Source organism: Variovorax atrisoli 110B (assembly GCF_000382045.1).
Taxonomy (GTDB): Bacteria; Pseudomonadota; Gammaproteobacteria; order Burkholderiales; family Burkholderiaceae_C; genus Variovorax; species Variovorax atrisoli.
In genome coordinates this window covers 140,889-164,381 of the sequence record NZ_KB907450.1, presented here as the reverse complement: position 1 = coordinate 164,381, position 23,493 = coordinate 140,889, and the positions used below count along the sequence as shown (strand labels likewise).

At 69.1% G+C, this 23,493-nt stretch carries 24 protein-coding genes; 16 read left to right on the top strand and 8 right to left on the bottom strand.

Going from position 1 to position 23,493, the window contains the following annotated elements; all coding sequences use genetic code 11:
• The first annotated feature begins 121 nt into the window (after positions 1–121).
• The 8 genes from G369_RS0100795 (at position 122) to G369_RS0100760 (ending at position 7,880) form a co-directional block, all read left to right on the top strand.
• On the top strand, positions 122–637 hold the full coding sequence (locus G369_RS0100795; protein ID WP_020722898.1) for an O-acetyl-ADP-ribose deacetylase: 516 nt from the start codon (positions 122–124) through the stop codon (positions 635–637).
• A gap of 39 nt (positions 638–676) precedes the next feature.
• Positions 677–2,425, top strand: coding sequence for an IlvD/Edd family dehydratase (locus tag G369_RS0100790; RefSeq protein WP_019652064.1), 1,749 nt, complete (start codon positions 677–679; stop codon positions 2,423–2,425).
• 18 nt (positions 2,426–2,443) lie between these two features.
• Positions 2,444–3,214: a class I SAM-dependent methyltransferase gene (locus G369_RS0100785; protein WP_019652063.1), complete on the top strand. Its 771-nt coding sequence runs from the start codon at positions 2,444–2,446 to the stop codon at positions 3,212–3,214.
• Positions 3,215–3,365: 151 nt separating this feature from the next.
• Positions 3,366–4,823 (top strand): glycerophosphodiester phosphodiesterase family protein, encoded by a 1,458-nt coding sequence (locus G369_RS0100780; protein WP_019652062.1) that lies wholly within the window; start codon positions 3,366–3,368, stop codon positions 4,821–4,823.
• Positions 4,824–4,866: 43 nt separating this feature from the next.
• The gene (gene trhA / locus G369_RS0100775) at positions 4,867–5,490 is read left to right on the top strand and encodes a PAQR family membrane homeostasis protein TrhA (RefSeq protein ID WP_019652061.1); all 624 of its coding nucleotides are present in this window, start codon (positions 4,867–4,869) and stop codon (positions 5,488–5,490) included.
• Between the two features lie 37 nt (positions 5,491–5,527).
• The gene (locus tag G369_RS0100770) at positions 5,528–6,445 is read left to right on the top strand and encodes a bestrophin family protein (protein WP_019652060.1); all 918 of its coding nucleotides are present in this window, start codon (positions 5,528–5,530) and stop codon (positions 6,443–6,445) included.
• A gap of 60 nt (positions 6,446–6,505) precedes the next feature.
• Positions 6,506–6,934: a hypothetical protein gene (locus tag G369_RS0100765; RefSeq protein WP_019652059.1), complete on the top strand. Its 429-nt coding sequence runs from the start codon at positions 6,506–6,508 to the stop codon at positions 6,932–6,934.
• A gap of 58 nt (positions 6,935–6,992) precedes the next feature.
• The gene (locus G369_RS0100760; RefSeq protein WP_019652058.1) at positions 6,993–7,880 is read left to right on the top strand and encodes an amidohydrolase; all 888 of its coding nucleotides are present in this window, start codon (positions 6,993–6,995) and stop codon (positions 7,878–7,880) included.
• Between the two features lie 12 nt (positions 7,881–7,892).
• On the opposite strand, the gene bla is transcribed toward G369_RS0100760, so the two are convergent.
• Positions 7,893–8,780: a class A beta-lactamase gene (gene bla / locus G369_RS0100755; RefSeq protein ID WP_019652057.1), complete on the bottom strand. Its 888-nt coding sequence runs from the start codon at positions 8,778–8,780 to the stop codon at positions 7,893–7,895.
• 174 nt (positions 8,781–8,954) lie between these two features.
• On the opposite strand from bla, the gene G369_RS0100750 reads away from it, so the two are divergent.
• The 6 genes from G369_RS0100750 to G369_RS0100725 all read left to right on the top strand — a co-directional run bounded on the left by G369_RS0100750 (position 8,955) and on the right by G369_RS0100725 (position 15,669).
• Positions 8,955–9,302 carry an ArsR/SmtB family transcription factor gene (locus tag G369_RS0100750; protein WP_019652056.1) on the top strand — a complete coding sequence of 116 codons (348 nt, stop codon included), beginning with the start codon at positions 8,955–8,957 and terminating at the stop codon, positions 9,300–9,302.
• A gap of 37 nt (positions 9,303–9,339) precedes the next feature.
• Positions 9,340–9,876 carry an SRPBCC family protein gene (locus G369_RS0100745; protein WP_019652055.1) on the top strand — a complete coding sequence of 179 codons (537 nt, stop codon included), beginning with the start codon at positions 9,340–9,342 and terminating at the stop codon, positions 9,874–9,876.
• 249 nt (positions 9,877–10,125) lie between these two features.
• Complete coding sequence (locus G369_RS0100740; RefSeq protein WP_063827398.1) at positions 10,126–12,231, top strand: LamG-like jellyroll fold domain-containing protein; 2,106 nt, start codon at positions 10,126–10,128, stop codon at positions 12,229–12,231.
• A 52-nt stretch (positions 12,232–12,283) separates the two neighbouring features.
• On the top strand, positions 12,284–12,481 hold the full coding sequence (locus G369_RS37425; RefSeq protein ID WP_019652053.1) for a hypothetical protein: 198 nt from the start codon (positions 12,284–12,286) through the stop codon (positions 12,479–12,481).
• Between the two features lie 49 nt (positions 12,482–12,530).
• Positions 12,531–14,738 (top strand): phosphocholine-specific phospholipase C, encoded by a 2,208-nt coding sequence (locus G369_RS0100730; RefSeq protein WP_019652052.1) that lies wholly within the window; start codon positions 12,531–12,533, stop codon positions 14,736–14,738.
• 154 nt (positions 14,739–14,892) lie between these two features.
• Positions 14,893–15,669 carry a DeoR/GlpR family DNA-binding transcription regulator gene (locus G369_RS0100725; RefSeq protein WP_019652051.1) on the top strand — a complete coding sequence of 259 codons (777 nt, stop codon included), beginning with the start codon at positions 14,893–14,895 and terminating at the stop codon, positions 15,667–15,669.
• Positions 15,670–15,690: 21 nt separating this feature from the next.
• On the opposite strand, the gene G369_RS0100720 is transcribed toward G369_RS0100725, so the two are convergent.
• A complete protein-coding gene (locus tag G369_RS0100720) occupies positions 15,691–16,530 on the bottom strand; it encodes an AraC family transcriptional regulator (protein WP_026346115.1) in 840 nt (279 codons plus the stop codon).
• 54 nt (positions 16,531–16,584) lie between these two features.
• On the opposite strand from G369_RS0100720, the gene G369_RS0100715 reads away from it, so the two are divergent.
• Complete coding sequence (locus G369_RS0100715) at positions 16,585–17,814, top strand: FAD-dependent oxidoreductase (protein ID WP_244164263.1); 1,230 nt, start codon at positions 16,585–16,587, stop codon at positions 17,812–17,814.
• Between the two features lie 43 nt (positions 17,815–17,857).
• Positions 17,858–18,880 carry a DUF2272 domain-containing protein gene (locus G369_RS0100710; protein WP_244164262.1) on the top strand — a complete coding sequence of 341 codons (1,023 nt, stop codon included), beginning with the start codon at positions 17,858–17,860 and terminating at the stop codon, positions 18,878–18,880.
• Positions 18,881–18,893: 13 nt separating this feature from the next.
• On the opposite strand, the gene G369_RS0100705 is transcribed toward G369_RS0100710, so the two are convergent.
• The 6 genes from G369_RS0100705 to G369_RS0100680 form a co-directional block, all read right to left on the bottom strand.
• On the bottom strand, positions 18,894–19,142 hold the full coding sequence (locus G369_RS0100705) for a DUF3297 family protein (RefSeq protein ID WP_019652047.1): 249 nt from the start codon (positions 19,140–19,142) through the stop codon (positions 18,894–18,896).
• Positions 19,143–19,198: 56 nt separating this feature from the next.
• Positions 19,199–19,672: a ribonuclease HI family protein gene (locus G369_RS0100700; RefSeq protein WP_019652046.1), complete on the bottom strand. Its 474-nt coding sequence runs from the start codon at positions 19,670–19,672 to the stop codon at positions 19,199–19,201.
• An 11-nt stretch (positions 19,673–19,683) separates the two neighbouring features.
• Positions 19,684–20,154 carry a DUF4124 domain-containing protein gene (locus G369_RS0100695; protein ID WP_026346114.1) on the bottom strand — a complete coding sequence of 157 codons (471 nt, stop codon included), beginning with the start codon at positions 20,152–20,154 and terminating at the stop codon, positions 19,684–19,686.
• 102 nt (positions 20,155–20,256) lie between these two features.
• A complete protein-coding gene (locus G369_RS0100690; protein WP_019652045.1) occupies positions 20,257–21,231 on the bottom strand; it encodes a Bug family tripartite tricarboxylate transporter substrate binding protein in 975 nt (324 codons plus the stop codon).
• Between the two features lie 58 nt (positions 21,232–21,289).
• Complete coding sequence (locus G369_RS0100685; protein ID WP_019652044.1) at positions 21,290–22,234, bottom strand: hydroxymethylglutaryl-CoA lyase; 945 nt, start codon at positions 22,232–22,234, stop codon at positions 21,290–21,292.
• A complete protein-coding gene (locus G369_RS0100680) occupies positions 22,227–23,387 on the bottom strand; it encodes a CaiB/BaiF CoA transferase family protein (RefSeq protein ID WP_019652043.1) in 1,161 nt (386 codons plus the stop codon). Before G369_RS0100680 ends, G369_RS0100685 begins: the two co-directional genes overlap by 8 nt.
• Positions 23,388–23,493 lie beyond the last annotated feature (106 nt).

Genomic DNA, 23,493 nt, shown 5'->3' with positions numbered 1-23,493 from the left:
GACGCCATGGCGGCGGGCGGTGCCGGGCAGCATGTCCGGCGCGGGGATCGTAAGTATTTGAAACCTTATTCGTAACCGGGTTTGCCCGACTGCGGCCGACGCGCCTACGATGCCTCTGCACATGACCGATACGACCAAGCTGCGCGCCATCCGCGCCGACATCACGACCCTGCGGGTGGACGCCATCGTCAACGCCGCCAACTCCTCGCTGCTCGGCGGCGGCGGCGTGGATGGAGCGATCCATCGCGCGGCCGGGCCCGAACTGGTGCACGAATGCCGGTTGCTGGGCGGCTGCAAGACGGGCGATGCGAAGCTCACCAAGGGCTACCGGCTGCCCGCCCGCTTCATCATCCACACCGTCGGACCCGTATGGCGCGGCGGCGGGTCGGGCGAGCCGGAGCTGCTGGCCTCGTGCTACCGGCGGTCGATGGCGCTCGCGGCGGCACAGGGCGTTCGCAGCATCGCGTTTCCGGGCATCAGCACCGGCATCTATGGCTACCCGGTGGAGCCGGCGGCAAGGCTCGCGGTGAGCACGGTGCGGGAAGCCCTGGCGGATGCCGCATCGCCGGTGGAAGAAGTGGTCTTCTGCTGCTTCTCCGCCGGGGACCTTGCCATCTACGAAGCGGTGCTGGCCTGATCCGGCATCGGCCCTGAAGAAAAACCAACCCCACACCCCATGTCCGAATCCAAGCTCCAGTCCGAGGACAGCGACGACAACGCCGGCATGCGCAAGGGCCTCACCAGCTACGGCGACCGCGGCTTCTCGCTCTTTCTGCGCAAGGCCTTCATCAAGGGCGCGGGCTATACCGACGCCGCGCTCGACCGCCCGGTGGTCGGCATCGCCAGCACCGGCAGCGCCTACAACCCCTGCCACGGCAACGCGCCGCAGCTCGTCGAGGCCGTGAAGCGCGGCGTGATGCTCGCGGGCGGGCTGCCGATGGAGTTCCCGACCATCTCTGTGCACGAGAGCTTCGCCGCGCCGACGAGCATGTACCTGCGCAACCTCATGGCCATGGACACCGAGGAGATGGTGCGCGCGCAGCCCATGGACGCGGTCGTGCTCATCGGCGGCTGCGACAAGACCGTGCCGGCACAGCTCATGGGCGCGGCGTCGGCCGGGCTGCCGGCCATCCAGCTCATCACCGGCTCGATGCTCACCGGCAGCCATCGCGGCGAGCGCGTGGGCGCCTGCACCGACTGCCGGCGCTACTGGGCCCGCTATCGCGCGGGCGAGATCGACGCGCAGGAGACCGCAGACGTCAACGACCAGCTGGTGGCGAGCGTGGGCACCTGCTCGGTCATGGGCACGGCCAGCACCATGGCCTGCATCGCCGAGGCGCTGGGCATGACGGTGCCGGGCGGGGCCTCGCCGCCCGCAGTCACGGCCGACCGCATCCGCATCGCCGAGCAGACCGGCGCGCAGGCGGTGCGGATCGCGCGCGAGCGCCTCACCATCGACCAGGTGCTGACTCCCGCCGCCTTCGAGAACGCGATGCGCGTGCTGCTGGCCATCGGCGGCTCGACCAACGGCATCGTCCACCTCGCGGCCATCGCCGGCCGCATGGGCCTGGACATCGACCTGCACGCGCTCGACCGCATGGGCCGCGAGACGCCGGTGCTGCTCGACCTGAAGCCCTCGGGCCGGCACTACATGGAAGACTTCCACGCCGCGGGCGGCATGGCCACGCTGCTGCGCGAACTCAGGCCGCTGCTGCATCTCGACGCCCTCACCGTCACGGGCCGCACGCTGGGCGAGGAGATCGAGGCCGCCGGCCCCGGCTTCGCGCAGGACGTGGTTCGCCCGGCGGCGCAGCCGATCTACCCGCAGGGCGGCATCGCGGTGCTGTGGGGCAACCTGGCACCGGGCGGCGCCATCATCAAGCAGTCGGCCGCCGACCCGGCGCTGATGGAGCATGAAGGCCGCGCCGTGGTCTTCGAGAACGCCGAGGACCTGGCCCGCCGCATCGACGGCGACGGGCTCGACGTCACGCCGCACGACGTGCTGGTGCTCAAGAACATCGGCCCCAAGGGCGCGCCGGGCATGCCGGAGGCGGGCTACCTGCCGATCCCGCGCAAGCTCGCGCGGGCCGGCGTGAAGGACATGGTGCGCATCTCCGACGGCCGCATGAGCGGTACCGCCTTCGGCACCATCGTGCTGCACGTGACGCCCGAGTCGGCCATCGGCGGGCCGCTGGCCCATGTGCGCAACGGCGACCGCATCCGGCTCAGCGTGGCGAACCGCGAGATCTCGCTGCTGGTGAGCGACGAGGAACTGGCACGCCGCGCGAAGGAGTCGCCAGCCGTGGTGCCGACCGCCGAGCGCGGCTACCGCAAGCTCTTCCTGCAGGCCGTGACGCAGGCCGACAAGGGCGTGGACTTCGACTTCCTCCGCGCGCCGGGCAACGCGGGCAAGGTGCCGCGCTAGCCACCGCACAATGCGCGGATGACCAACGACTTCTACGACGAACTCGCACCGCTCTATCACCTGATCTATCCGGACTGGAACGAGAGCATCCGCGTACAGGGCGAGAAGCTCTCGCAGCTCATCGAGGCCGAATGGCCCTGCACCCAAGCGCGCCGCAGGGTGCTCGACGTGTCTTGCGGCATCGGCACCCAGGCGCTGGGGCTCGCGGCGCTGGGCCATGCAGTGACGGCGTCGGACCTGTCGCCCGATGAGATCGAGCGCGCGAAAAGGGAAGCCGGCCAGCGCGGCCTCGACATCGCCTTCTCGGTGTGCGACATGCGCGAGGCACACACGCATCACGGCGGCGGCTTCGACATCGTGATGTCGTGCGACAACTCCATGCCGCACCTGCAGACCGACGCCGACCTGCTCACGGCCCTGCGCCAGATGAGCGCCTGCCTGCGACCCGGCGGTGGCTGCGTGGTCAGCGTGCGCGACTACGCGAAGGAAGAGCGCGGCAGCAACATCGTGAAGCACTACGGCGCCCGCCTGGACGACGGCAGGCGCCATGTGCTTTTCCAGGTCTGGGACTTCGACGACGGCGGCAGTGGCGATCACTACGACCTCGGCTTCTTCTTCGTCACCGAGGATCTCGCGACGCAGGCGGTGAGCACGCGCGTGATGCGATCGCGCTACTACGCCATCTCGACGGCGAGGCTGTGCGAGCTCATGCAGGAAGCAGGCCTCAAGGACGTGCGGCGCATCGACGGTGCCTTCTTCCAGCCCGTGCTGGTGGGCACGCGGCCCTGACAAGAAGCCGCCCGGGCGTCGATCCGACGCTGGTTTTCAGGCTGTTGCAGGGGAAGTCGCGGGGGCGCATGCCGGTCACTGTCCCGTCACGGGGCAAACCTAGCATCCGCCGGCTTTCGCTTCTTCATCAACAGACACCTGAAAACCACATATGAAAAAGAGCGTTCCCGCGTCTGCGAACCGTCCCGTCCTCGCGACCATCGCCGCAATCACCGCCATCGGCGGAAGCATCCTGATGACGGCCTGCGGCGGCGGCAACGGCGGCGGCATCTCTTTGCCGGTGCTTCCGCCGGCACCGGCGCCCGCCCCTGCACCGGCTCCCACGCCCGCTCCGCCCGCGCCAGCGCCGCTGGGCACGCTCGACGGTTCCGTCCCCCTGGTCATCGGCCATCGCGGCCTGCCAGGCCTGTATCCGGAAGAAACGAAGACCGCCTACGAGGCCGCCGCCGACGCCGGCGCCGATTCGCTCGAAACCGACCTGCACCTCACCAAGGACTGCGTGCTCGTCGCGCGCCACAACCCTTGGCTGAGCGACAACACCAACATCGCGGAAGTCGCCAAGACCAACACCACCGTCGCCGGCCGCAAGCGCACCGTGCCGGGCGTGCTGGTCGACGTGAAGTACCCGCCCATCGCAGCCAACGGCCCGGCGCAATACCTGAGCGACCTGACCGACCCGAGCGATCCGAAGTCGGTGCTCAAGTCGCTCATCGTCGACGGCGAGGACCACACCAACGACTGGTCCATCACCGACTTCACGATGGACGAGCTGCGCCAGTGGATCCGCGGCACCACCTACGACGCCCGGGACCAGCGCCCCACCGACCTCAACGGCAAGCTGCCCATCATCAGCTTCCAGGAACTGATCGACATCGCCAAGGCCAAGAGCGCCGCCACCGGCCGCACGCTCACCGTGTACCCGGAAACCAAGAACCCGATCTGGAACAACGCCCAGGCCATCGCCAACGGCTGCGGACCGGCCGGCAGCCATCCGCTGGAAGACGCGCTGCTGAAGGTCATGAACTTCAACGACCTCAACCGCAAGGATGCGCCCATCTTCGTGCAGAGCTTCGAGCCCGAGAGCCTGAAGTACCTGCGCTCGGCCGGCATGAAGGCGCGCGCGGTGCAGCTGATCGACGGCAACGACGTCAACTACCAGACGGGCGAGATGATCTACGTCACCAACGACGTCTACACCTTCGTCGACGGCCGCCCGTACAGCTGGACGCTGGCCGGCAACCCGAAGTGGTTCGGCGAGATGCTCACGCCGGCGGGCCTGGCCGAGGTCAAGACCTACGCCGACGGCATCGGGCCGTGGAAGCCGCAGGTCATGGCGCACACCATCGTGCCTTTCGTCGCAGGCAAGGGCCTGGCCGACGTGAACACCGTCAAGCCCACCAGCCTGATCGCCGACGCGCACAAGGCCGGCCTCTTCGTGCACAGCTACACCTTCCGCAACGAGGCCAAGTACCTGGCAGGCGTCTACAAGGGCGACCCGACGGCCGAGTACCTGGCGTTCTTCCGCGCGGGCGTCGACGGCGTGTTCTCGGACTTCGCGAACACCGCCTTCGCGGCGCGCAAGACCTACCTCAAGGAAACGGGGCGCTGAAGCAAGGCACGCGAGGCAGGCAGGCGAATTCCGGCGAGGCACGATGTACCCGGGCGAACGGCTCAACGGATACAGCCACCTGCTGGGCCTGCTGCTCGCGCTGCCGGCAATGGCCCTGCTGCTCGCCAAGACGTTGCCCACCGGCGATCCCGCCCGCATCGTGGGCGCGCTGGTGTTCTCCCTTTCGGCGGTGGCGCTGTATGCCGCCTCCACCCTCTTTCACAGCACGCGCGGGCGCCTCAAGCGCATGTGGGAGCGCGCGGACCACTGCGCCATCTTCCTGCTGATCGCCGGTACCTACACGCCCTTCGCGCTGGTCACGATGCAGGGCCCGTGGGGGCTCTTGCTGCTCGCGACGATCTGGACCGCGGCCGCCTTCGGCATCCGGCGCGAGCTGGTTCCGGCAAGGAATGGCGCGCCGAAGAAGCCGTCGCTGCCGATCTACATCGGCCTGGGCTGGCTGGTGGTGCTGGCTGCCGTGCCGCTGGCTGCAAGGCTCGATACGGCAGGCCTCGTGTGGCTTCTGATCGGCGGCGTGTTCTATACGACGGGCACGGTGTTCTATCGCAACCGCTCGGGCTTCAGGCACGCGCACGGGGCGTGGCACCTGTTCGTGCTGGCGGGAACGACGAGCCACTACGTGGCGGTGGGCTGGTTCGTGCTCTGAGCTTCGAGTCGGCGGGCGCGGGGATAATCCCCCACCGATGATCGTCCGACCCCGCCCCCACTGGCTGCGCATGCTCTTCGTATGGCGCGGCTCCGTCCTGTCGGACATCGCGCCCCAGCTGCTGTGGACCACCGCCTTCGCGGTGCTGGTGACGGTGCTGCACGGCCGGCTCTTCCAGTGGAAGGTGCCGCTGAACTTCGTGCCCTTCTCGCTCATCGGGCTGACGCTTGCCATCTTCCTGGGTTTCCGCAACGGCACGAGCTACTCGCGCTACTGGGAGGCGCGCACCCTCTGGGGCACGCTGCTCAACGAGACGCGCACGCTGGTCCGGCAAGTGCTCACCCTGACGGATGCGCCCGCTGAGGCATCCACGCCGGCCATGCGCCTGGTCGCCTTCGTCCACGCGCTGCGCCATCAGTTGCGCGGCACCGACGCTTCGGCCGACCTCGCCCGGCTGCTGCCCGCACAAGACTGCGCACGCCTTCGGGCCGCGCGCTTCAAGCCCGCCGTGCTCCTGCTGATGGTGGGCGAATGGCTGCGCGAGCAGCGCCGCCACGGCCGGCTCGACCCGACGCTGGCGCAGGCCATGGAGCACCCGCTGGGCCGACTGACCGAAGCGCTGGGCGGCTGCGAGCGCATCGCGGGCACGCCGATACCGTTCACGTACTCGGTCATCATCCACCGCACCATCTACCTGTACTGCGTGCTGCTGCCCTTCGGGCTGGTTGACGCGATCGGCCCGATGACGCCGGTGGTGGTCGCCTTCATCGCCTACACCTTCTTCGCGCTGGAGGCGCTGGGCGCGGAGATCGAGGAGCCCTTCGGCACGCAGCCCAACGATCTGGCGCTGGATGCGATGTCCCGCACCATCGAATCGACGGTGCGCGAGATGCTGGGGGAGCCGCAGGTGGCGCCGTCTCCCACGGCCGGGCCCGCGGGGTACATCCAGACCTGAGGAGCGAGCGGCCTGTCACCTGCAGCCTGCAATTCCTCGAGCACATTCCCGGAACCTCCCATGCTGTCCAAGCCCCGGCATCCGCTGCACGCCATGCTCGCGATCGTGGCGGGCGCCGTGGTCGCGCTCCTCGGCGGATGCGAGCGCGTCGACACCGCCGCGCAACCCACCGCCGAAGAAATCGCCATCCGCACCGCGCCTGCCGAGCAGGTGTTCCAGGGCACGCTCGCCGGCCAGCCGGTCCATCTGGTGGTGCACGACTGCGAAGTGCTTCGCGTGCGGCAAGGCCCGCAGGGCCGGCTCGAATGGACGAGCATGCTGGCTCCCGAACCGTATCCGCTTCCGACCGCGTGCGAGCGCCAGTCGCTGAGCTTCGATGCGGGGCAGGTCACGGCAAGGCTCGGTCGACGTGCCTTCGGCGCGGGCGGCTGCTGCGCCAGCGGCGGCACCTATCGCTCTGCCGATGGCCTCACCTGGAAGAAGCTCTAGTGCCCGGCATCGCCTCCAGGCCCGGATAATCCGGCTCCTTTCATCACGAGGGGTACGCATGAGAGCCGCCGCATCCGCCATCGCCATGCTCCTGGCCGCCGGCACGGCGTTCGCGCAGGGGACGCCGGCTCCGTACAAGGGCCCTTTGTTCGACACGCACCTGCACTACAACCAGGAAGCCTGGGATGGCAACACCGGCCCCTTCCCCCCCTCGGAGGCGCTGGCGCGCATGCAGCGCAACGACGTGAAGGCGATCATCGCGAACTCGCGCCCCAATGCCGGCACGCAGACGCTGGCGGCGGCTCGCGAGACGCGTGCGGCGGGCGTGACGGTGGTTCCCTTCGTGCGGCTCTACCGCAACCGCGACGACTACACCAACTGGTTCCGCGACGAGACCATCTACGAGATGGTGCAAGCCGAGCTTGCGCGCGGCACGGCCAGCGGCCCCTATCGCGGCCTGGGCGAGTTCCACCTTTACGAGAGCGCCAACGCCAACGGTCCGGTCGCGAAGAAGCTGGTCGCGCTGGCGGAGCGCGAGAAGCTCGCGGTGCTCGCGCACGTCGACGACGTGGCGGTCGACCTGCTGATGGCGAATGCGCCTTCGAAGGGACAGTCGCTGCGCCTCATCTGGGCCCACACGGGCATCGGCGGCACGCCGGTGGAGCGGGTGCAGGCGATGCTGGAGCGCTATCCGCTGCTGATGGGCGAGCTCTCGTACAGGCCGGGGCTGACCTGCGAAGGCGGCAGGCTCTGCCCCGAATGGCGCGCGCTGATCCTCAAGCACCCGGGCCGCTTCATGGTCGGCTCCGACACCTGGATCAACCAGCGCTGGAGCAACTACGACGAAACGATGCGCGGCTACCGGGTCTGGCTCGGCGACCTGCCGGAGGACGTGGCGCAGCGCATCGCCTGGAGCAACGCGGCCGGACTGTTCGGCCTGCGCTGACGCCGCGGGTCCTCAACCGGCCAGCGCGGTGGCAGCGATGCGCGCGGCCGAGGCGATCACGTCGTTGCGGCCCTTCGCATCCTTCTGCGGGAAGGTCAGGTACACCGACAGCACGATGGGCGCACCGGCCGGCGGCCACAGCACGCCGACGTCGTTGGTCGAGCCATAGGAGCCCGAGCCGGTCTTGTCGCCCACCTTCCATCCCGCCGGCACGCCCGCCAGGAAGCGCTCGGTGCTGGTGGTGTTGCCCAGCAGCCAGGTCTTGAGCTGATCGCGCTGCGCCGCGCCCAGGGCGTCGCCGAGCACGAGGCGCTGGATGCTGTCGCTCATGGCCGACGGCGTCGTGGTGTCGCGCGGATCGCCCGGGATGCTGGTGTTGAGTTCGGGCTCGGTGCGGTCGAGCCTGAAGGTCTGGTCGCCGATGCCGCGCGCGAAGGCGGTGACCGTGGCCGGGCCGCCCAGCTCCTTCAGCAGCAGATTGGCCGCGGCGTTGTCGCTGTACTGGATGGTGGCAGCACACATGGCGGCCACCGTCATGCCGGTGGCGACATGCTTCTCGGTGATCGGCGAATGGTCGATCAGGTCGCCCTTGCCGTAGCTCAGGTTGCGCGACAGCAGGCTGCTGTCCCTGGTGCTGCGCTCGAGCACCGCGGCGGCCAGCATCAGCTTGAAGGTGCTGCACAGAGGAAAGCGCTCGTGCGCCCTGTGCTGCAGGCGCACGCCGCTGCCCGTGTTGAAACCGGCCACGCCCAGGCGACCGCCCGATGCGCGCTCCAGCTCTGCGAGCTGCGCTTCGGCGGAAGACTGGGAGCCCGCGCCCGACCACGCTGTGCAGGCGCCGGCAAGCGGCAGGACGGAGGCGGCGAGCAACAGGGTGCGGCGCTGGATGGGAGATGTCATTTCGTTTTCTCTTTCTTTTTGCGAGTGGATGGAACGAGACGAATCCTAGGAGTGCCCTCTGCTCCGATCCAGCCTGATGCCGGCGTTTCCCGTCCCGGGTGTATCCGGTGTAACTGACATTTTTATTCAACCATTTAGTTGAACATCAGCGGGATCGCGTCTATATTCAACCACATGGTTGAACTAGAACTCGCAGACGAACGGCTCGACGCCGTGTTCCACGCCCTCGCCGACAGCACGCGCCGCACGATGCTGCAACTGCTGTCCCATGGCGAGTGCAGCGTGGGCGAACTGGGCGCGCCCTTCCACATGTCCTTCGCCGGGGCGTCCAAGCACGTGAAGACGCTGGAGCGCGCGGGCCTGGTGTCGCGCACCGTGCAGGGCCGCGCACATGTCTGCCGGCTGGAGCCGGAGGCGCTGGCCATGGCGGATGCATGGCTGCGCTACTACGAAGGCTTCTGGAGCAATCGCCTCGATGCGCTGGAGCAGGAGCTGCGGCGCGATTCGCAGGCCCGAAAGTGAGCGTTTCTCCCCCATCCAACCCAAGGAGCATCAGCAAATGACGACCAAGCACAACCTGGGCGCCCAGGTCGACGCCACCACCCTGCGCATGGAGCGCATCCTGCCCGCGCCCATCGAGCGCGTATGGGCCTACCTCGCCGACTCCGACAAGCGCGCCACCTGGCTGGCCGGCGGCGCGCTGCCTCCGGCGCCAGGCGAACTCTTCGAACTGCGCTTCGACCACACCAGCCTCACCGGTGAAGTGGCGCCCGATCGCTTTGCCGAGTGCCGAGAACCGATCCTGCAGAAGTCGCGGCTCCTGCGCATGGAGCCGCCCAGGCTGCTGGCGATCAGCTGGAACGAGGGAGGCGCGGCACCATCGGAAGTCACCTTCGAACTCACGCCGCAGGGCGACACCACGCGGCTCGTGCTCACGCACAGCCGCCTGGCCAACCGCAAGGGCATGCTCAGCGTGGCGAGCGGCTGGCACGCGCATGTCGACGTGCTCATCGAAACCCTGGCGGGCGGCAAGCCGCAGGGCTTCTGGACGAATCTGCTCGCGCTCGGGCAGGAGTACGAGGCGCACATCGACTGAGGCTGCGCGCTCTTTCGCCCACTCCCTTCTCTTGCGTTTCTCTCCGCGGGGCCTTCGGGCCCCGTTTTTCTTGGCCGTCGACCTTCACGGTCCTGTCAAACCGTTGTCACCCGCGAAGCTCAATATCTGAGGCATTCGGAGCATTTGTGCGTTTTGTTGCAAATGCATTTCCTTGCACAACCACATGCGGGAACACGCAAGCCCATGGTCGGAGCCACGGGCCGGCATCTCAACACTTCGAGGGGAATCATGATCAGAGGATTGAACGCTCGCCATGCGCGTGCGTGGGGAAGCGCTTGCACGCTGCTGCTTCTTGCGGCCTGCGGTGGGGGTGGTGGAGGTGGCGGCGCGAGCTTCCCGCTCGTCGGTACCCCACCGGCAAGCAGCGGCAGTGGTGGCAGCGCCGGCAGCAGCAACGCGCCGCCGCCGGTCAACCAGGGCAAGAGCGGACCGAAGGCATTGGTCGTGGAGATCGACGGCCTCACGCATTCGGCGCTTCGCGATGCGATGGCGCAGAACAAGGTCCCGGCCCTTCAATCGCTGCGCGTTGCGCCGGCCTGGACCGGCGGCGCCAACGGCACACCGAGCGAGCAGCGCACCACCGACGGCCCCGGCTGGGCCACGCTGATGACCGGCACCTGGGCACAGCGCCACGGCGTGCGCTGGGACACGGCCGACCAGCGCATCGACGTCAAGCTCGCACCTTCCGTCTTCGCGCTGGCCAGGCAGAACAACAAGGCGGCCGGCTACAGGACGGCATCGGTCACCTCGAGCCTGCTGTACCCGCTGCTGCTGGCGAACGAAGCCGGCACGGTGGACAGCGCCATCGACTGCGCGGGTGCCGACGCCTGCGTCACCGACCGCACCTCGCAGCTCATCGACGCCGGCTACGACCTGCTGGTGGCACAGTACGGCGCACCGGCAGCAGCCGCGGGCAACGGGCTGAAGAGCGACGCCTACCAGCGCTCGATCGCCGACACCGCGGCAGGCATCGGCCAGTTGCTCGCACGCGTCGCACAGCGCTCTGCCAACGACCCGAAGGAAGACTGGCTGGTGATCCTCACCACGGGCCATGGCCTCGATGCCTTCGACAGCGCCACCGGCGTGCAGGACAACGGCAACAAGACGGTCTTCATCGCGAGCAACAAGACCCTGGCAGCCCTGCCGGGCGTCGGCGCTTCTGCTCCGGCAGATGCCACGCTGCTCGCACTCGCTGCCGCCACCGACATCGCGCCGACGGTGCTGCGCCACCTCGGCGCGCTGCCTGCGGCGACGGACTACCGCTTCGCCGGCCAGGCCTTGCAGGCCAGCACCTCGCTGCGCAGCCTTGCAGCGAAGACGGGCGCGGACAAGCGCAGCATCGAACTCTCGTGGACCCTTGCCGGCAACACCAGCGCCGCGGTGCAGGTCCTGCGCGACGGCAAGGTGGTGGCCACGCTGCCGGCCGGCTCCACCGCCTACACCGATCCCATCGTCGCGGCGAGCGACGGGCTCTACGCCTTCCAGTACACGGTCGTCGCGGGCGAAGCCAGCGTGGCGCTTGCCGCTCAGATCTCGTATGTCGCGCCCGAGGCGCCGGTGACGCTTGCACCCACGCTGGCGAACGGACTGGTCAACTACTACCCGCTCGACGCCCTGCCCGGCGTGGACACCAAGAACGCCTCCACGCTAGCGCCGTGGGCGTCCGACGCCAACGGCGGTTCGCTGGTCGACGACGGATACAGCGCGCCCTACAAGGCCAAGGCGCTGCGCGTCGACAGCACGGTGAAGAACGCCAGCGGCATGGCCGGCTATCGGCTCGTGCAGAACAACGACGTCACCACCAACGCCGCGGTCACGGCATTCACCATCGGGTTCTGGGTGCGCACCGATGCCACCTGCAGCCAGGGGGTGAGCAACGGCGGCACGGTGATCGGCAACAAGAACTACACCACCGGCGGCAACGCGGGCCTGGCCATCGGCCTGTTCGGCAGCTGCGAGATCCGCTTCAACGTCGGCACGGGCAGCGCGCGCGCGGACAGCAACGGCTACAGCCTCAGCGCAGGCCAGTGGGCCTACGTGGCGGTGGTCGTCGACAAGGCGGCGCTCACCATGCGCGGCTACGTGATGGACCCCGTGCGCGGCGTGCAGACGAACAGCACCGCCATCACCACCGCGCTGGTCGACAAGCTCGGCGGCCTCGGCAACGGCCTGGGCCTCAACGAGGACGGCACCGGCCTCTACTACCAGCGCGAGAGCAGTTCGCCGCGCGGCGCCATGGACTTCAACGACTTCGCGATCTGGAACCGTGCGCTCACGAGCGCCGAGCTCAACAGCATCTTCAAGTCGGGCCAGCCGCTGTCGAGCCTGCCCTGAGCCCAGATCACCTTCAGCCCCAAGACAACAACGCCCACAGAGGACATCAACCATGCAACTTCACTCGTCTCTCCTCGCGCGACTCGCACCCGCGCTCGTCCTGGCCTGCGTCCTGTCCGCCTGCGGTGGCGGCAGCGGCGGCAGCGGCTTCTTCGGCGGCACGCCGACGACTCCAGGCACGCCCACCACGCCTGCCACGCCCACGCAACCCGATACCGGCGCCGCTCCCGTGAAGAGTTGCGCACCCTGAGCCCCACATCCAGCCCCAAGCCATGCCCCAACAAGAGAAGAACAAACCCATGACGAATTCACGTCGCAAGTTCCTCACCGGCACCGCCACCACCGGCGCCGCCGCCCTCGCACTCTCGGCCTTTCCCCCCAGCATCCGCCGCGCGCTGGCCATTCCGGCCAACAACGCCACCGGAACGATCAAGGACGTCGAGCACATCGTCATCCTGATGCAGGAGAACCGCTCCTTCGACCAATACTTCGGCACCCTGATGGGCGTGCGCGGCTTCGGCGACCGCTTCACCATTCCGCTGCCCAAGGGCCTGAACGTGTGGCAGCAAAGCGATGCCAACGGCAAGGTCATCCTGCCCTACCACCTCGACAGCCGCAAAGGCAACGCCCAGCGCGTGAGCGGCACGCCGCATTCGTGGAGCGACGGCCAGAACGCCTGGGACGGCGGCCGCGCCTACCAGTGGCCGCGCTACAAGAACAACGCGTCGATGGGTTACTTCAAGGAAGCGGAAGTCACCTTCCAGTTCGCGCTGGCCAACGCCTTCACGCTGTGCGACGGCTATCACTGCAGCATGCACACGGGCACCAACTCCAACCGCATGTTCCACTGGACCGGCACCAACGGCCCCTCGGGCCAGGTCGGCACGGGCGTCGCGGGCGTGGCCTCGGTCGTCAACGAATGGGACGACATCGGCCCCTCGACCAGCGGCTACGAGTGGAAGACCTACCCCGAGCGCCTGCAGGAGGCCAAGGTCAGCTGGTTCATCTACCAGAACATGCCCGACAACTTCACCGACAACCCGCTGGCGGGCTTCAAGCAATACCGCCAGGCCAACGAGGCCTCGGGCAAGCCGGTGAGCAACGACACGGCGTCACCCGCCTACGACCCGGCCAGCGACGATGCAGGCAACCCGCTCTACAAGGGCATCGCCAACACCATGCCCGACGGCGGCTTCCTCGAGCAGTTCCGCCAGGACATCAAGAACGGCAAGCTGCCGCAGGTGTCGTGGATCATCGCGCCGGCCACCTACTCCGAGCACCCCGGACCGTCGAGCCCCGTGCAAGGCGGCTGGTACATCCAGCAGGCGCTGGACGCGCTCACCGCCGTGCCCGAGGTGTGGAGCAAGACCGTGCTGCTCATCAACTTCGACGAGAACGACGGCTACTTCGACCACTATCCCTCGCCGGCAGCGCCCTCGCTCAACCCCGACGGCACGATGGCCGGCAAGACCACGCTGCCCGAGTCCGACCTCGCCGTGGAACGCTTCACCCACCCGAAGCCGCCGGGCACCAGCAGTCAGCCCGCACCCGACGGCCGCGTCTACGGACCCGGCGTGCGCGTGCCGATGTACGTCATCTCGCCCTGGAGCCGCGGCGGCTGGGTCAACTCGCAGGCCTTCGACCACACCTCGGTGCTGCGCTTCATCGAGGCGCGCTTCGGTGTGAAGGAGACGAACATCTCGCCGTTCCGCCGTGCGGTGTGCGGCGACCTCACGAGCGCGTTCAACTTCGCGACGCCCAACAGCGAAGCGCTGCCCACGCTGGCAGGGCGCACCACCAGGGACGCAGCCGACAAGCTGCGTGCCGACCAGCAGGCGCTCGCACAGGTGGCGCTGCCCCTCGACCCGCAACTGCCCCGCCAGGCCACCGGCACGCGCCCCTCGCGCGCCCTGCCCTACGAGCTGCACGTGAGCGGCCGCGCCGATGCCGTCAACGGCCAGATGCGGCTGATCTTCAAGAACAGCGGCAAGGCCGCTGCCGTGTTCCACGTCTACGACAAGCTCAACCTCGACCGCCTGCCCCGCCGCTACATGGTCGAACCCGGCAAGCAGCTCGACGACACCTGGAGCCCCGCCAGCGACAACAGCGGCTTCTACGACCTTTGGGTGCTCGGTCCGAACGGCTTCCACCGCCACTTCAAGGGCGACCTCAACAAGCTGCGCGCCGGCGGCTCGCCCAACCCCGAGGTGCGCGTGTGCTACGACGTGACCAACGGCAACGTCTCGGTGGAGATGCTCAACGGCGGCAGCGGTGCCGCGAAGTTCACGGTGCGCGCCAAGGCCTACCGCGACGACGGCCCGTGGACCGCCACGGTCAACGGCGGCGCCAAGGCCGAGCAGGCCTGGGTGCTGGCCAGCAGCGGGCAGTGGTACGACTTCGCCGTCACCTGCGACTCCGACCCGGCCTTCTACCGCCGCTTCGCCGGCCGCGTGGAAACCGGCAGGCACTCGGTGAGCGACCCGGCCATGGGCCTGATCGACCTCTGAGGGCGGCATAGGCGTGCGGGTGTGCGGTCGGTTGATCGCGCATCCGCATGGGCGTACTCGGGCACACGGGCACAATGGCGCGGCTTTCGCGCCTGCCCGGGGCGGCCGTCTCGCGACGCCGCCTTTTTCACTTCTTCCCTCAAGCCGCGTTTCCATGCTCCAAGAAGAACGATTCCTGCGTATCCGCAGCCTGCTGGCCACCTTCTCGCGGCTGAGCGTGGAGCGCATCGTCCAGGACCTTGCCGTGTCGCGCGAAACCGTGCGGCGCGACCTGGTCGAACTCGAGAGCCTGGGCGAACTGCGGCGCGTGCACGGCGGCGCAGTCGCGGTCAAGGCGGAGCCCGAACCGCCGCTGGCGGTACGGCTGGTGGCGCGGCAGCGCGAGAAGCGCGCCATCGCCAAGGCCGCTGTCGCCCTGCTGCAGCCGGGCCAGACCATCTTCATGGACGCTGGCAGCACCATGTCGATCTGCGCGGAAGAAATCGCCACGCTCAGCGGCATGACGGTCATCACCAATTCGCTGAGCATCGCGCTCAAGCTCGCGGGCGCGGGCGAAGGCCGGCTCACCGGCAACCAGACCATCCTGCTGGGCGGCCAGATCGACGTGAAGGCGCAGGCCACCTTCGGCGACACCACGGTGGAAGCCATCCACCGCTACCGCGCCGACATCGCGCTGCTGTCGCCCGTGGGCCTGCATGCGAAGCACGGGGCCATGAGCTTCGAGCACCACGAGGCCACCGTCGCACGCGCCATGGCCGAGCAGGCGCAGCAGCTGGTACTGCTGGCCGACCACGCGAAGATCGGCCAGGCCAGCCGCGTGACGTACGCGCGCACGGCGGACGTCGACGTGGTCGTCACCGACGCCAAGGCGCGAGAACTGCCCGGCCTTTCGGGGCTGCGCAAGGCCTGCGAGCGGGTGATCCTGGCCTGATGCCGGCGCTGAGCGGCGAGCTCAGCCGCCTCGCCGCGAGAAATAGCGGCCGGGCGATTCCCCGAAGGCCTTGCGGAACATCGCGATGAAGTTGCTCGGCGTCGCATAGCCGAGCGCATCGGCGACGCCCGCGACGGACTCGCCGTTGGCAAGCCTCTCGAGTGCCGTCGCAAGCCGCGCCTGCTGGCGCCACTGGATGAAGCTCATGCCCGTCTGCGCAACGAAGTGGCGGCGCGCGCTTCGTGCCGAGAGGCCTGCCCATGCCGCGAGCTCGTCGAGCGTTCGCGGGTCTTCAGGATGCTCGATCAGGAGATTGGCCATCGTCACGAGACGGCGCTCGGTCGGCATCGGCAGGCCGAGCGGCTCGCGCGGACCGAGCCGGATCTCGTCCAGCAGCACCGCGACCAGGCGCTCCTGCTCGGGCTGCAGATGTTCGCTGCCGCTCCAGCTGGCGGCGCGGCGCACCAGGGCGTGCAGCACCTCGCCGACACCCATCACGCAGGGCTCATCCGGAAGGCCGGTGCCGGCGTCGGGCCGGAGCATCACGCCCCAGCCGCTCAGGGCGCCGCTCACGCTCACCTTGTGATCGACACCGGGCGGAATCCATCCGGCGCGGTGCGGCGGCAGCAGCCATGCGCCGCGCGCGGTGCGCACGCGCACCAATCCACGATCGATGCAGAAGAGCTGGCCGCGTACGTGGCTGTGCCAGTCGTATTCGCGGGTGCCGAGCCGGAATTCGCTTTCAGGCTCGTCGCTGCCCCAGAAGGCAAAGAGCACCGGCCCGTCGGCACGCTCGCTGGGGTCGGGAGATGCGCTCGTGCCCGCTCGGGCCGACGTTGGTCGATGTTGGCCGTTTCTCATTGTTTTTCGTCCCGATGAAATTATCAGGCCACCGCATCCGGCACTTAGCCTCGAATGAAGGAGAAACAACGGATGCACCAGCAATCACATGTCTCGATCATCGGCGCGGGCCTCGGCGGCCTCTGCCTCGCCCAGGGCCTGCGGCGCGCGGGCATTGCTTTCGACGTCTACGAGCGTGATCCGGCTGCCGCCAGCCGCAGCCAGGGCTACCGGATCAGGATCGACGCCGACGGGCAGGCCGCGCTGGCACGGTGCCTGTCGCCGGAGCTCTACGAACTGTTCCGGCGCAGCTGTGGCGGCAGCTCGGGCGGCGTCCGCTTTGTCGGCAGCGACCTGGAGCCGGTGCCAGGACGCCCCGCCAGAAGCTGGCGCGCCACTGACTCCGGCAATGCGCCTTCCCGACCCCACGATCTCAGCGCGAACCGCCAGACGCTGCGGGAGATCCTGCTGTGCGGACTGGAAGGCCGCGTGCACTTCGGCAAGGCCTTCCGCCGCTTCGAGGCCCTCGACGACAACGACGCGCGGATCGTCTTCGAGGACGGCAGGGAAGCGAGGTCGACGCTGCTGGTCGGCGCCGACGGAGCGAACTCGGCCGTGCGCAGACAGCTCGCTCCCGGCGCCGAGCCCGTCGACACCGGCGCAGCCTGCATCTACGGCAAGACCATCGCGACAGCCGCATTGCGCGAGAGCCTCGGCGCGGACCTTTGGGCGGGCACCTCCGTGGTCTTCGCCGACGGCTTCGCGGTGATCCTGGACCCGATGCTGTTCCAGCAGCCGTTGCCAGCCATGGCGGCGACGCTTGCACCCGCCTGCTCGCTGGAGCCTGTCGACGACTATCTCTACTGGGCGTTCATCGGTCCTCGCGCAAGGCTCGGGCTGGGTCCCGGGCAATTGCCGGATCAGGCACGGCTGCCCGCGCTCGTCGAGGCGGTCGTGCGGCAATGGCATCCCCGGCTTCGCACGCTGTTCGCACAGGGCGACATCCGCACCCTCGCGGTGCTGCCGGTGCGCAGCTCGCCGCCGGAAATCGCGGCATGGAGCCCCGGTCCCGTCACTTTGCTCGGCGACGCGGTCCACGCCATGAGCCCCGCCGGAGGCGTCGGCGCCAACACGGCGCTGCGGGACGCCGCGGCGCTCGCCCGTGCCATGGCCGGCGAGCGCTCGTCGCTCACTGCCGTTTCCGCCTACGAGACCGCGATGCGCGCATGGGCCAGGGCCGCCATCACGGCTTCCAACGACGGTGCGCGCAGCCTGTTCGATACCGGCACGCTCCACGGCAACTGAAGGCATGCCGGCACGCGGTCGCCGGGCTATGCTGCGCGACCACATGCCGCGACACGACGCCTCCGCCAAGCTCCCAGCTTTTTCTTCTTCGCTGCGTGCAGCGCTGCTGTGCGGCGCCCTGATGCCTGTACCGGCACTCGCCGCGCCGGTCTGCCTCGACACCGCCACGCAGGACCCGCCACCCGCGCGCGCCCTCGCCATGGCCAGCTTCGCCATGCAGGAGCACGAAGCGTTCGGCGGCCAGGCGATGGATGCCGAAGGCCGCATGACCGAGGCCGGCGACTCCGAAGCCGAGGACACGCGCCGCACCGTGCCCGGACTCGCGCCGTGGCAGCGCGTGCTGGGCTACTGGAAGGCGGTCGACCCGCGGCTGCCCTCGCAGGTGCGCTTCGGCGCCCTGCGGCCGGCCGACCGCCATCTGCTGATGCAGGCGCTGAACGAGGCGACGGCCGGACGCCTGCAAGGCATGGGCGTGGGTCCCGACGAGGGGCTGGATTCATCCGAACTGCGCGCCGTGCAGGCAGCGCTGGCACGCACCGCGGTGATCGACACGCCCTGGTCCGCAGCCTTCATCAGCTGGCTGGCACGGCAGGCCGGACTGGCCGAAGAGGAATTCGTGTTCTCCGAAGCACATGCCGACTACGCGGGAGCCGCGTGGCAGGCCGGTGTCGACGAAGGCTTCGGCCGCGGCACGCGCTATGCGCTGCGGGCCTGTGACCTCAGGCGCACGCCGCCGCGCGTCGGCGACCTGGTCTGCCAGGCGCGCGGAACAGGCGCCGAGCTCGACACCTTCGACAAGATCGGCGAGGTGCTGGCCGCGCGGACCACCGGCGGCGAGCCGCTTCCCATGCATTGCGACGTGGTGGTGGCGGTGGATGCCACGGGCTTCGATACCGTGGGCGGCAACGTGCTGCAGTCGGTCACGCGGCGCCGGCTCGATTTCGCGCCGGGCACGCGGTGGCTGGACCCGAGCTACCTGCCCGAGGGATGCGCTTCGGGCACGCCGGGCTGCATCGATCGCCACATGAGCCGGCAGCCCTGGTCGCTGCTTCTGCAGTGGCGATGAGCGGCCGTGTCTCTTACTTGTAGTACGCCTCGACGGCGCCCTTGAGCTTGATCAGCAGCGGCTTGCCCTTGCGGTCGAGCGTCTTGCCGGCGGGCACCTTGATCCAGCCTTCGCTGATGCAGTATTCCTCGACGTCGAGGCGGTCCTTGCCGTTGAATCGGATGCCGATGTCGTGCTCGAAGGCGGCAGCCACGTGGTGCGGGCTGCGCGGGTCGATGGAGAGATGGTCGGGGAGAGGTGGGCGGGAGGTGGCTTCTGTCATGGCGCGTGATGATAGGGGCTCCGGCACGGGTTCCCTTTTCCGGAACCCGTCGGCGCCTACCGGCGCTTGCGGTGCCGGCGCGGTGGCGGCTTGGGGCCGAACCCCAAGGCGGCGCGCGCCAGTGCGTCGGCCTCGCCGTTGCGATGGCGCGGAATCCAGTGCAGGCGCACGTCGTCGAAGCTGCCCAGCAGTGCACGGGCTTCGTCGAAGAGGCCGGCCAGGCGGACGATGGGTGCGGGCTCGGGCCCGGTCGCGCCAAGCTGCTCGACCAGGATGCTGTTGTCGCTGTAGGCCCGCACCGCCGTCGCACCGCGCTCGCGGAGGTCACGCAGCGCGAGCGTCAGCGCCAGCAGTTCGGCCTCGTTGTTGCAGCCCGTGGTGTGCGTGGCCTGCGAGAGCGTGTGGCGGCTGCCGTCCGGCGCGGTGATGACGGCACCGATGCCCATTCGGCCCGGATTGGGCATGGCGCTGCCGTCGCAATGCACGACCCACGGCGCGCTGCCGGCCTCCTGTTCGTCCCCAGCACTCATCCGGTCGGTCTTCAGCAGTTGTTGCGCTTGATGCCGGCGAGGTTCTGGCAAGGCCGCTGGCCGGGCGGCGGACCGGGGTCTTGCGCATGCGGCGGACGCGGCCTGCGGATGGGGCGCACGCCGTCGTAGTACGGGTCGGGGCTCAGGATGACCACACCCGGCGGATCCGCCGCGGCCTGCGGCAGGCTCTCTTCCGGATAGCGCGGAATGATGGCCGGCCCGGAGGGCGGATTGCCCGCCACCCGGCTCGGCGGCGCGACCGGAGGTGTCGGCGAGGCCTGCGGCGGCGTGTAGTCGCGCCGGGCCGGGTCGGGCGGAGGCGATTCGAGGATCGGCACCTGCCGCGACTGCTTGCTGCCCGGCGGGCAGGCCACGTTCGTGTACGACACGGCCCCGCTGGCATCGGTGCAGCGCACCACCTCGGCGGCGTGCGCACCGAGCGCAGCGGCGGAGATCGACAGGAAGATGGCCAGGGAACGCATCGGATGGGTCGGTTGCCCGGAAAGGATTGGAAACAGGCCGACTGTAGCCCTACCCCGATCCGCTTGCGAGCCCCCCGGCACCCGGCCCCACCCGTGGCGTCGTCATTCCGGCTGGATGCCGGCCGCGCGGATCACCTGCCCCCACTTCTGCGATTCCGCCGCCTGGAACCGGGCCAGCCCCTCTGGCGTGCTGGTGGCTGCTTCGCCGCTGGTGGTGGCCTGATAGGCGACGACGGCGGGCGCAGCGGACACCTTGACCATCATCTCGTTGAGCTTCTGCGTGATGGCGGCCGGTGCGCCTGGCGGGAGGTAAACGGCCGTCCAGTAGGACATGTCGTAGCCCTTCACGCCGGCCTCCTCCACGGTGGGCAGCGCGGGCACGGCCTCGAGCCGCTTGCTGCCGCTGACGGCCAGCGCACGCAGCTTGCCGCTTCTCACCTGCGGCAGCGCCGTCGGCGCGTCGGCGAACATGAAATCGACCTGTCCGCCCAGCAGGTCCGTGATGGCCAGAGGATTGCTTTTGTAGGGCACGTTCACCACATCGATGCCAGCCATCTGCTTGAGCAGTTCGCTGGCCACACGGCTGGACGAACTGCCGCTGCCGAAGTTGAGCTTTCCAGGCGACTTCTTTGCGGCCGCGATGAGGTCGGCCACCGACTTGATCGGCGAATCGGCATTCACCAGCAGCAGCATGTGGCCCTTGGACAGCAGCGTGACCGGCGTGAAATCCTTCACCGGGTCGTAGGGCAGCTTCCTGAAGAGGTGTTCGTTGGCCGCGTGCGTGGTGTTGGTGGTCATGAGCACGGTGTAGCCGTCGGGCGCGGCCTTGGCCACGTATTGCGCGGCGATGAAGCCGCTGGCGCCGGCGCGGTTGTCCACGATGACCGGCACCTTGTACTCGGCGCCCAGCGCCTGCGCCATGCTGCGCGCCTGCTGGTCGGTGCCGCTGCCCGCGCCGAAGGGCACGACGATGGTGATGGGCTTGGCGGGGTACGGCTGGGCATGGGCCGAGGCGATGGTCAGCACGGCCGCGCAGAGCGCCGTGGCTGCGCGGAGTCGGGAAGCGAAGGTCGGCACGGTGTTGTCTCTTTCTGTGGTTTGTTTTCTTCTTCGGCTCGCCGGATGGCGGCAGCGATCAGTGGCGGAAGCGCCCGAGCGTGCCCGCCCGCATGAGCTTGCCCGGCAGCGGGTGACCGACGATCTCCTCGGCCATGCGCGCGCAGCCGATGAGCGCATCGAGGTCCACGCCGGTCTCGATGCCCATCTCCTCGCACATGAAGGCCAGGTCCTCGGTGCAGATGTTGCCGGCCGCCCCGGTATGGCCTGCGAACGGGCAGCCGCCCAGGCCGGCGCAGGCGCTGTCGAAGGTGTCGATGCCCATCTGCAGGCCCATGAGCGCATTGGCCATCGCGGTGCCGCGCGTGTCGTGCAGGTGCAGGCCCAGCCGCAGATCGGGCCAGCGCTCGCGCACCGCGCCCACCACCGAGGCGATGGCGTTGGGCTGGGCCCAGCCCACGGTGTCCGCCAGCCGCAGGATCGGCAGGTGCAGGCCGAACTCGGCCATCACCTCGAGCATCTGCGCCACGCGCTCCACCACGGTGGCCGGGGCGATCGCGCCTTCGAGATTGCAGCCGAAGGCCGTGGTGACGATGCCGCGCGTCACCGCAACGCCGTGGTCGACGCAGAAGGCCAGCGTCTCGCGCTGCGACTCCCGCAGCGCGTCCAGGCCTTTGCCGTTGTTGCGCACCGAGAAGGCTTCCGACGCGCTGGTGCCGATGGTGCCTTCGATGTCGAGCTGCGTGCGCATCGCGCGCTGCATGCCGCGCAGGTTGAGCCACAGGCCGGTGTAGCGCACGCCCTCGCGCTTGCGGATGGCCCGGGCGACCTCCTCGGCGTCGGCCATGCCGGGCACGCGCTCGGGGTTCACGAAGGAGACGCACTGCACCTCCTCCAGCCCGGTTTCGGCCAGCGCCTCGATGAAGCGCACCTTGTCGGCGGATGCGATGGGGCCGGCCTCGATCTGGAAGCCCTCGCGCGGGCCTTCCTCGTGCAGATGGACGCGGCGCGGCAGATCAGGCATGCGTGCTCCCTTCCTTCGACGGCACGGCGGGCGCGCCGAATTCCGCATTGTGCTGGCCCAGCCGCGGCGCGACCGAGCGGTGCGACGGCCGCTGGCCATCGATCGACAACGGCAGCGCGGTGAGCCTGAAGTCTTCTCCCGGCACGCCCTGCAGCATGCCGAGCGCCTCGACTTGCGGATGCGCGATGGCCTCGGGCAGCGTGTGCACCGGCGCGCAGGGCACGCCGGCCGCGGCGAAACGCGCGCTCCACTCGTCGCGGGTGCTTGCGCGCAGCAGCGCCCCGATCTGTGCGAGCAGTTCGGCCTTGTGGCGCAGCCGCATGCGGTTGGTGGCGAAACACTCGTCGGCGATCCAGTCGTCGCGGCCGAGCTCGTGCGCGAACTTGGCGAAGAGCCGGTCGTTCCCGCAGCACACCAGCAGCGGCGCGTCGGCGGTGTCGAAAGCCTCGTAGGGCACGAAGCCTGGGTGGCCCGAGCGATGGCGATCGGGCTGGCGGCCCTCGTTGGCATAGGCGTCGGACTTCTGGCCGGTCCAGACCAGCGCGGTCTCCAGCAGCGAGGCACTCACCACGCCGCCCCTGCCTGTGACATGGCGCCGCTGCAGCAGCGCCAGTGCGCCGATCACCGCCCACATGCCGGTGCCCTGGTCGCACACCGAGGCACCGGTGCGCATGGGCGGGTCGTCCGGTCCGCCGTTGATGCTCGACAGGCCGCTGAAGGCCTGGATGAGCGGCTCGTAGCCCGGCTGGATTGCGAGCGGCCCGGTATGGCCGAAGGCGGAAATGCCGCAGTAGACGAGGCGCGGATGGCGCGCGCACAGCGATGGCCCGTCGATGCCCATCGACTCGGTGACGCCCGGGCGCAGGTTGTGGATGAGGATGTCGGCCTCCCCTGCGAGCCGCTCGAACACGGCCATGCCCTCGGCACTCTTGAGATCGATGGCCACCGACTTCTTGCCGCGGTTGAACACGTGAAAGTTGAGCGCGTCGCCGTGCCGGAACGCCGGGCCCATGTGGCGCGCGTCGTCGCCGCCTTCGATGCGTTCGAGCTTCACCACGTCGGCGCCAAGGTCCGCGAGGATGGCGCCGGCGAACGGGCCGGCCAGCACCTGTCCGAGTTCGAGCACCCGGATGCCTTCCAGAATTCCTTGCATGACTCGTGCCCCGCAGGGGGTTGTCTCCGTTGTAGATGGCTCGAAGTCTGGCCTCCGCTCACTGATCTGGGAAGACGAATGTTTCTATATCTGTGATAACTTGAGC

Excerpts from the sequence above, each read along its gene's own strand:
- G369_RS0100765 (WP_019652059.1), top strand. The coding sequence starts at position 6,506 with ATGCTGTCCAAGCCCCGGCATCCGCTGCACGCCATGCTCGCGATCGTG.
- trhA (WP_019652061.1), top strand. The coding sequence starts at position 4,867 with ATGTACCCGGGCGAACGGCTCAACGGATACAGCCACCTGCTGGGCCTG.
- G369_RS37425 (WP_019652053.1), top strand. The coding sequence starts at position 12,284 with ATGCAACTTCACTCGTCTCTCCTCGCGCGACTCGCACCCGCGCTCGTC.
- G369_RS0100720 (WP_026346115.1), bottom strand. The coding sequence starts at position 16,530 with ATGAGAAACGGCCAACATCGACCAACGTCGGCCCGAGCGGGCACGAGC.
- G369_RS0100770 (WP_019652060.1), top strand. The coding sequence starts at position 5,528 with ATGATCGTCCGACCCCGCCCCCACTGGCTGCGCATGCTCTTCGTATGG.
- G369_RS0100745 (WP_019652055.1), top strand. The coding sequence starts at position 9,340 with ATGACGACCAAGCACAACCTGGGCGCCCAGGTCGACGCCACCACCCTG.
- G369_RS0100725 (WP_019652051.1), top strand. The coding sequence starts at position 14,893 with ATGCTCCAAGAAGAACGATTCCTGCGTATCCGCAGCCTGCTGGCCACC.
- bla (WP_019652057.1), bottom strand. The coding sequence starts at position 8,780 with ATGACATCTCCCATCCAGCGCCGCACCCTGTTGCTCGCCGCCTCCGTC.
- G369_RS0100790 (WP_019652064.1), top strand. The coding sequence starts at position 677 with ATGTCCGAATCCAAGCTCCAGTCCGAGGACAGCGACGACAACGCCGGC.
- G369_RS0100740 (WP_063827398.1), top strand. The coding sequence starts at position 10,126 with ATGATCAGAGGATTGAACGCTCGCCATGCGCGTGCGTGGGGAAGCGCT.
- G369_RS0100705 (WP_019652047.1), bottom strand. The coding sequence starts at position 19,142 with ATGACAGAAGCCACCTCCCGCCCACCTCTCCCCGACCATCTCTCCATC.
- G369_RS0100795 (WP_020722898.1), top strand. The coding sequence starts at position 122 with ATGACCGATACGACCAAGCTGCGCGCCATCCGCGCCGACATCACGACC.
- G369_RS0100685 (WP_019652044.1), bottom strand. The coding sequence starts at position 22,234 with ATGCCTGATCTGCCGCGCCGCGTCCATCTGCACGAGGAAGGCCCGCGC.
- G369_RS0100700 (WP_019652046.1), bottom strand. The coding sequence starts at position 19,672 with ATGAGTGCTGGGGACGAACAGGAGGCCGGCAGCGCGCCGTGGGTCGTG.
- G369_RS0100715 (WP_244164263.1), top strand. The coding sequence starts at position 16,585 with ATGAAGGAGAAACAACGGATGCACCAGCAATCACATGTCTCGATCATC.
- G369_RS0100780 (WP_019652062.1), top strand. The coding sequence starts at position 3,366 with ATGAAAAAGAGCGTTCCCGCGTCTGCGAACCGTCCCGTCCTCGCGACC.
- G369_RS0100695 (WP_026346114.1), bottom strand. The coding sequence starts at position 20,154 with ATGCGTTCCCTGGCCATCTTCCTGTCGATCTCCGCCGCTGCGCTCGGT.
- G369_RS0100785 (WP_019652063.1), top strand. The coding sequence starts at position 2,444 with ATGACCAACGACTTCTACGACGAACTCGCACCGCTCTATCACCTGATC.
- G369_RS0100730 (WP_019652052.1), top strand. The coding sequence starts at position 12,531 with ATGACGAATTCACGTCGCAAGTTCCTCACCGGCACCGCCACCACCGGC.
- G369_RS0100750 (WP_019652056.1), top strand. The coding sequence starts at position 8,955 with ATGGTTGAACTAGAACTCGCAGACGAACGGCTCGACGCCGTGTTCCAC.
- G369_RS0100680 (WP_019652043.1), bottom strand. The coding sequence starts at position 23,387 with ATGCAAGGAATTCTGGAAGGCATCCGGGTGCTCGAACTCGGACAGGTG.
- G369_RS0100760 (WP_019652058.1), top strand. The coding sequence starts at position 6,993 with ATGAGAGCCGCCGCATCCGCCATCGCCATGCTCCTGGCCGCCGGCACG.
- G369_RS0100710 (WP_244164262.1), top strand. The coding sequence starts at position 17,858 with ATGCCGCGACACGACGCCTCCGCCAAGCTCCCAGCTTTTTCTTCTTCG.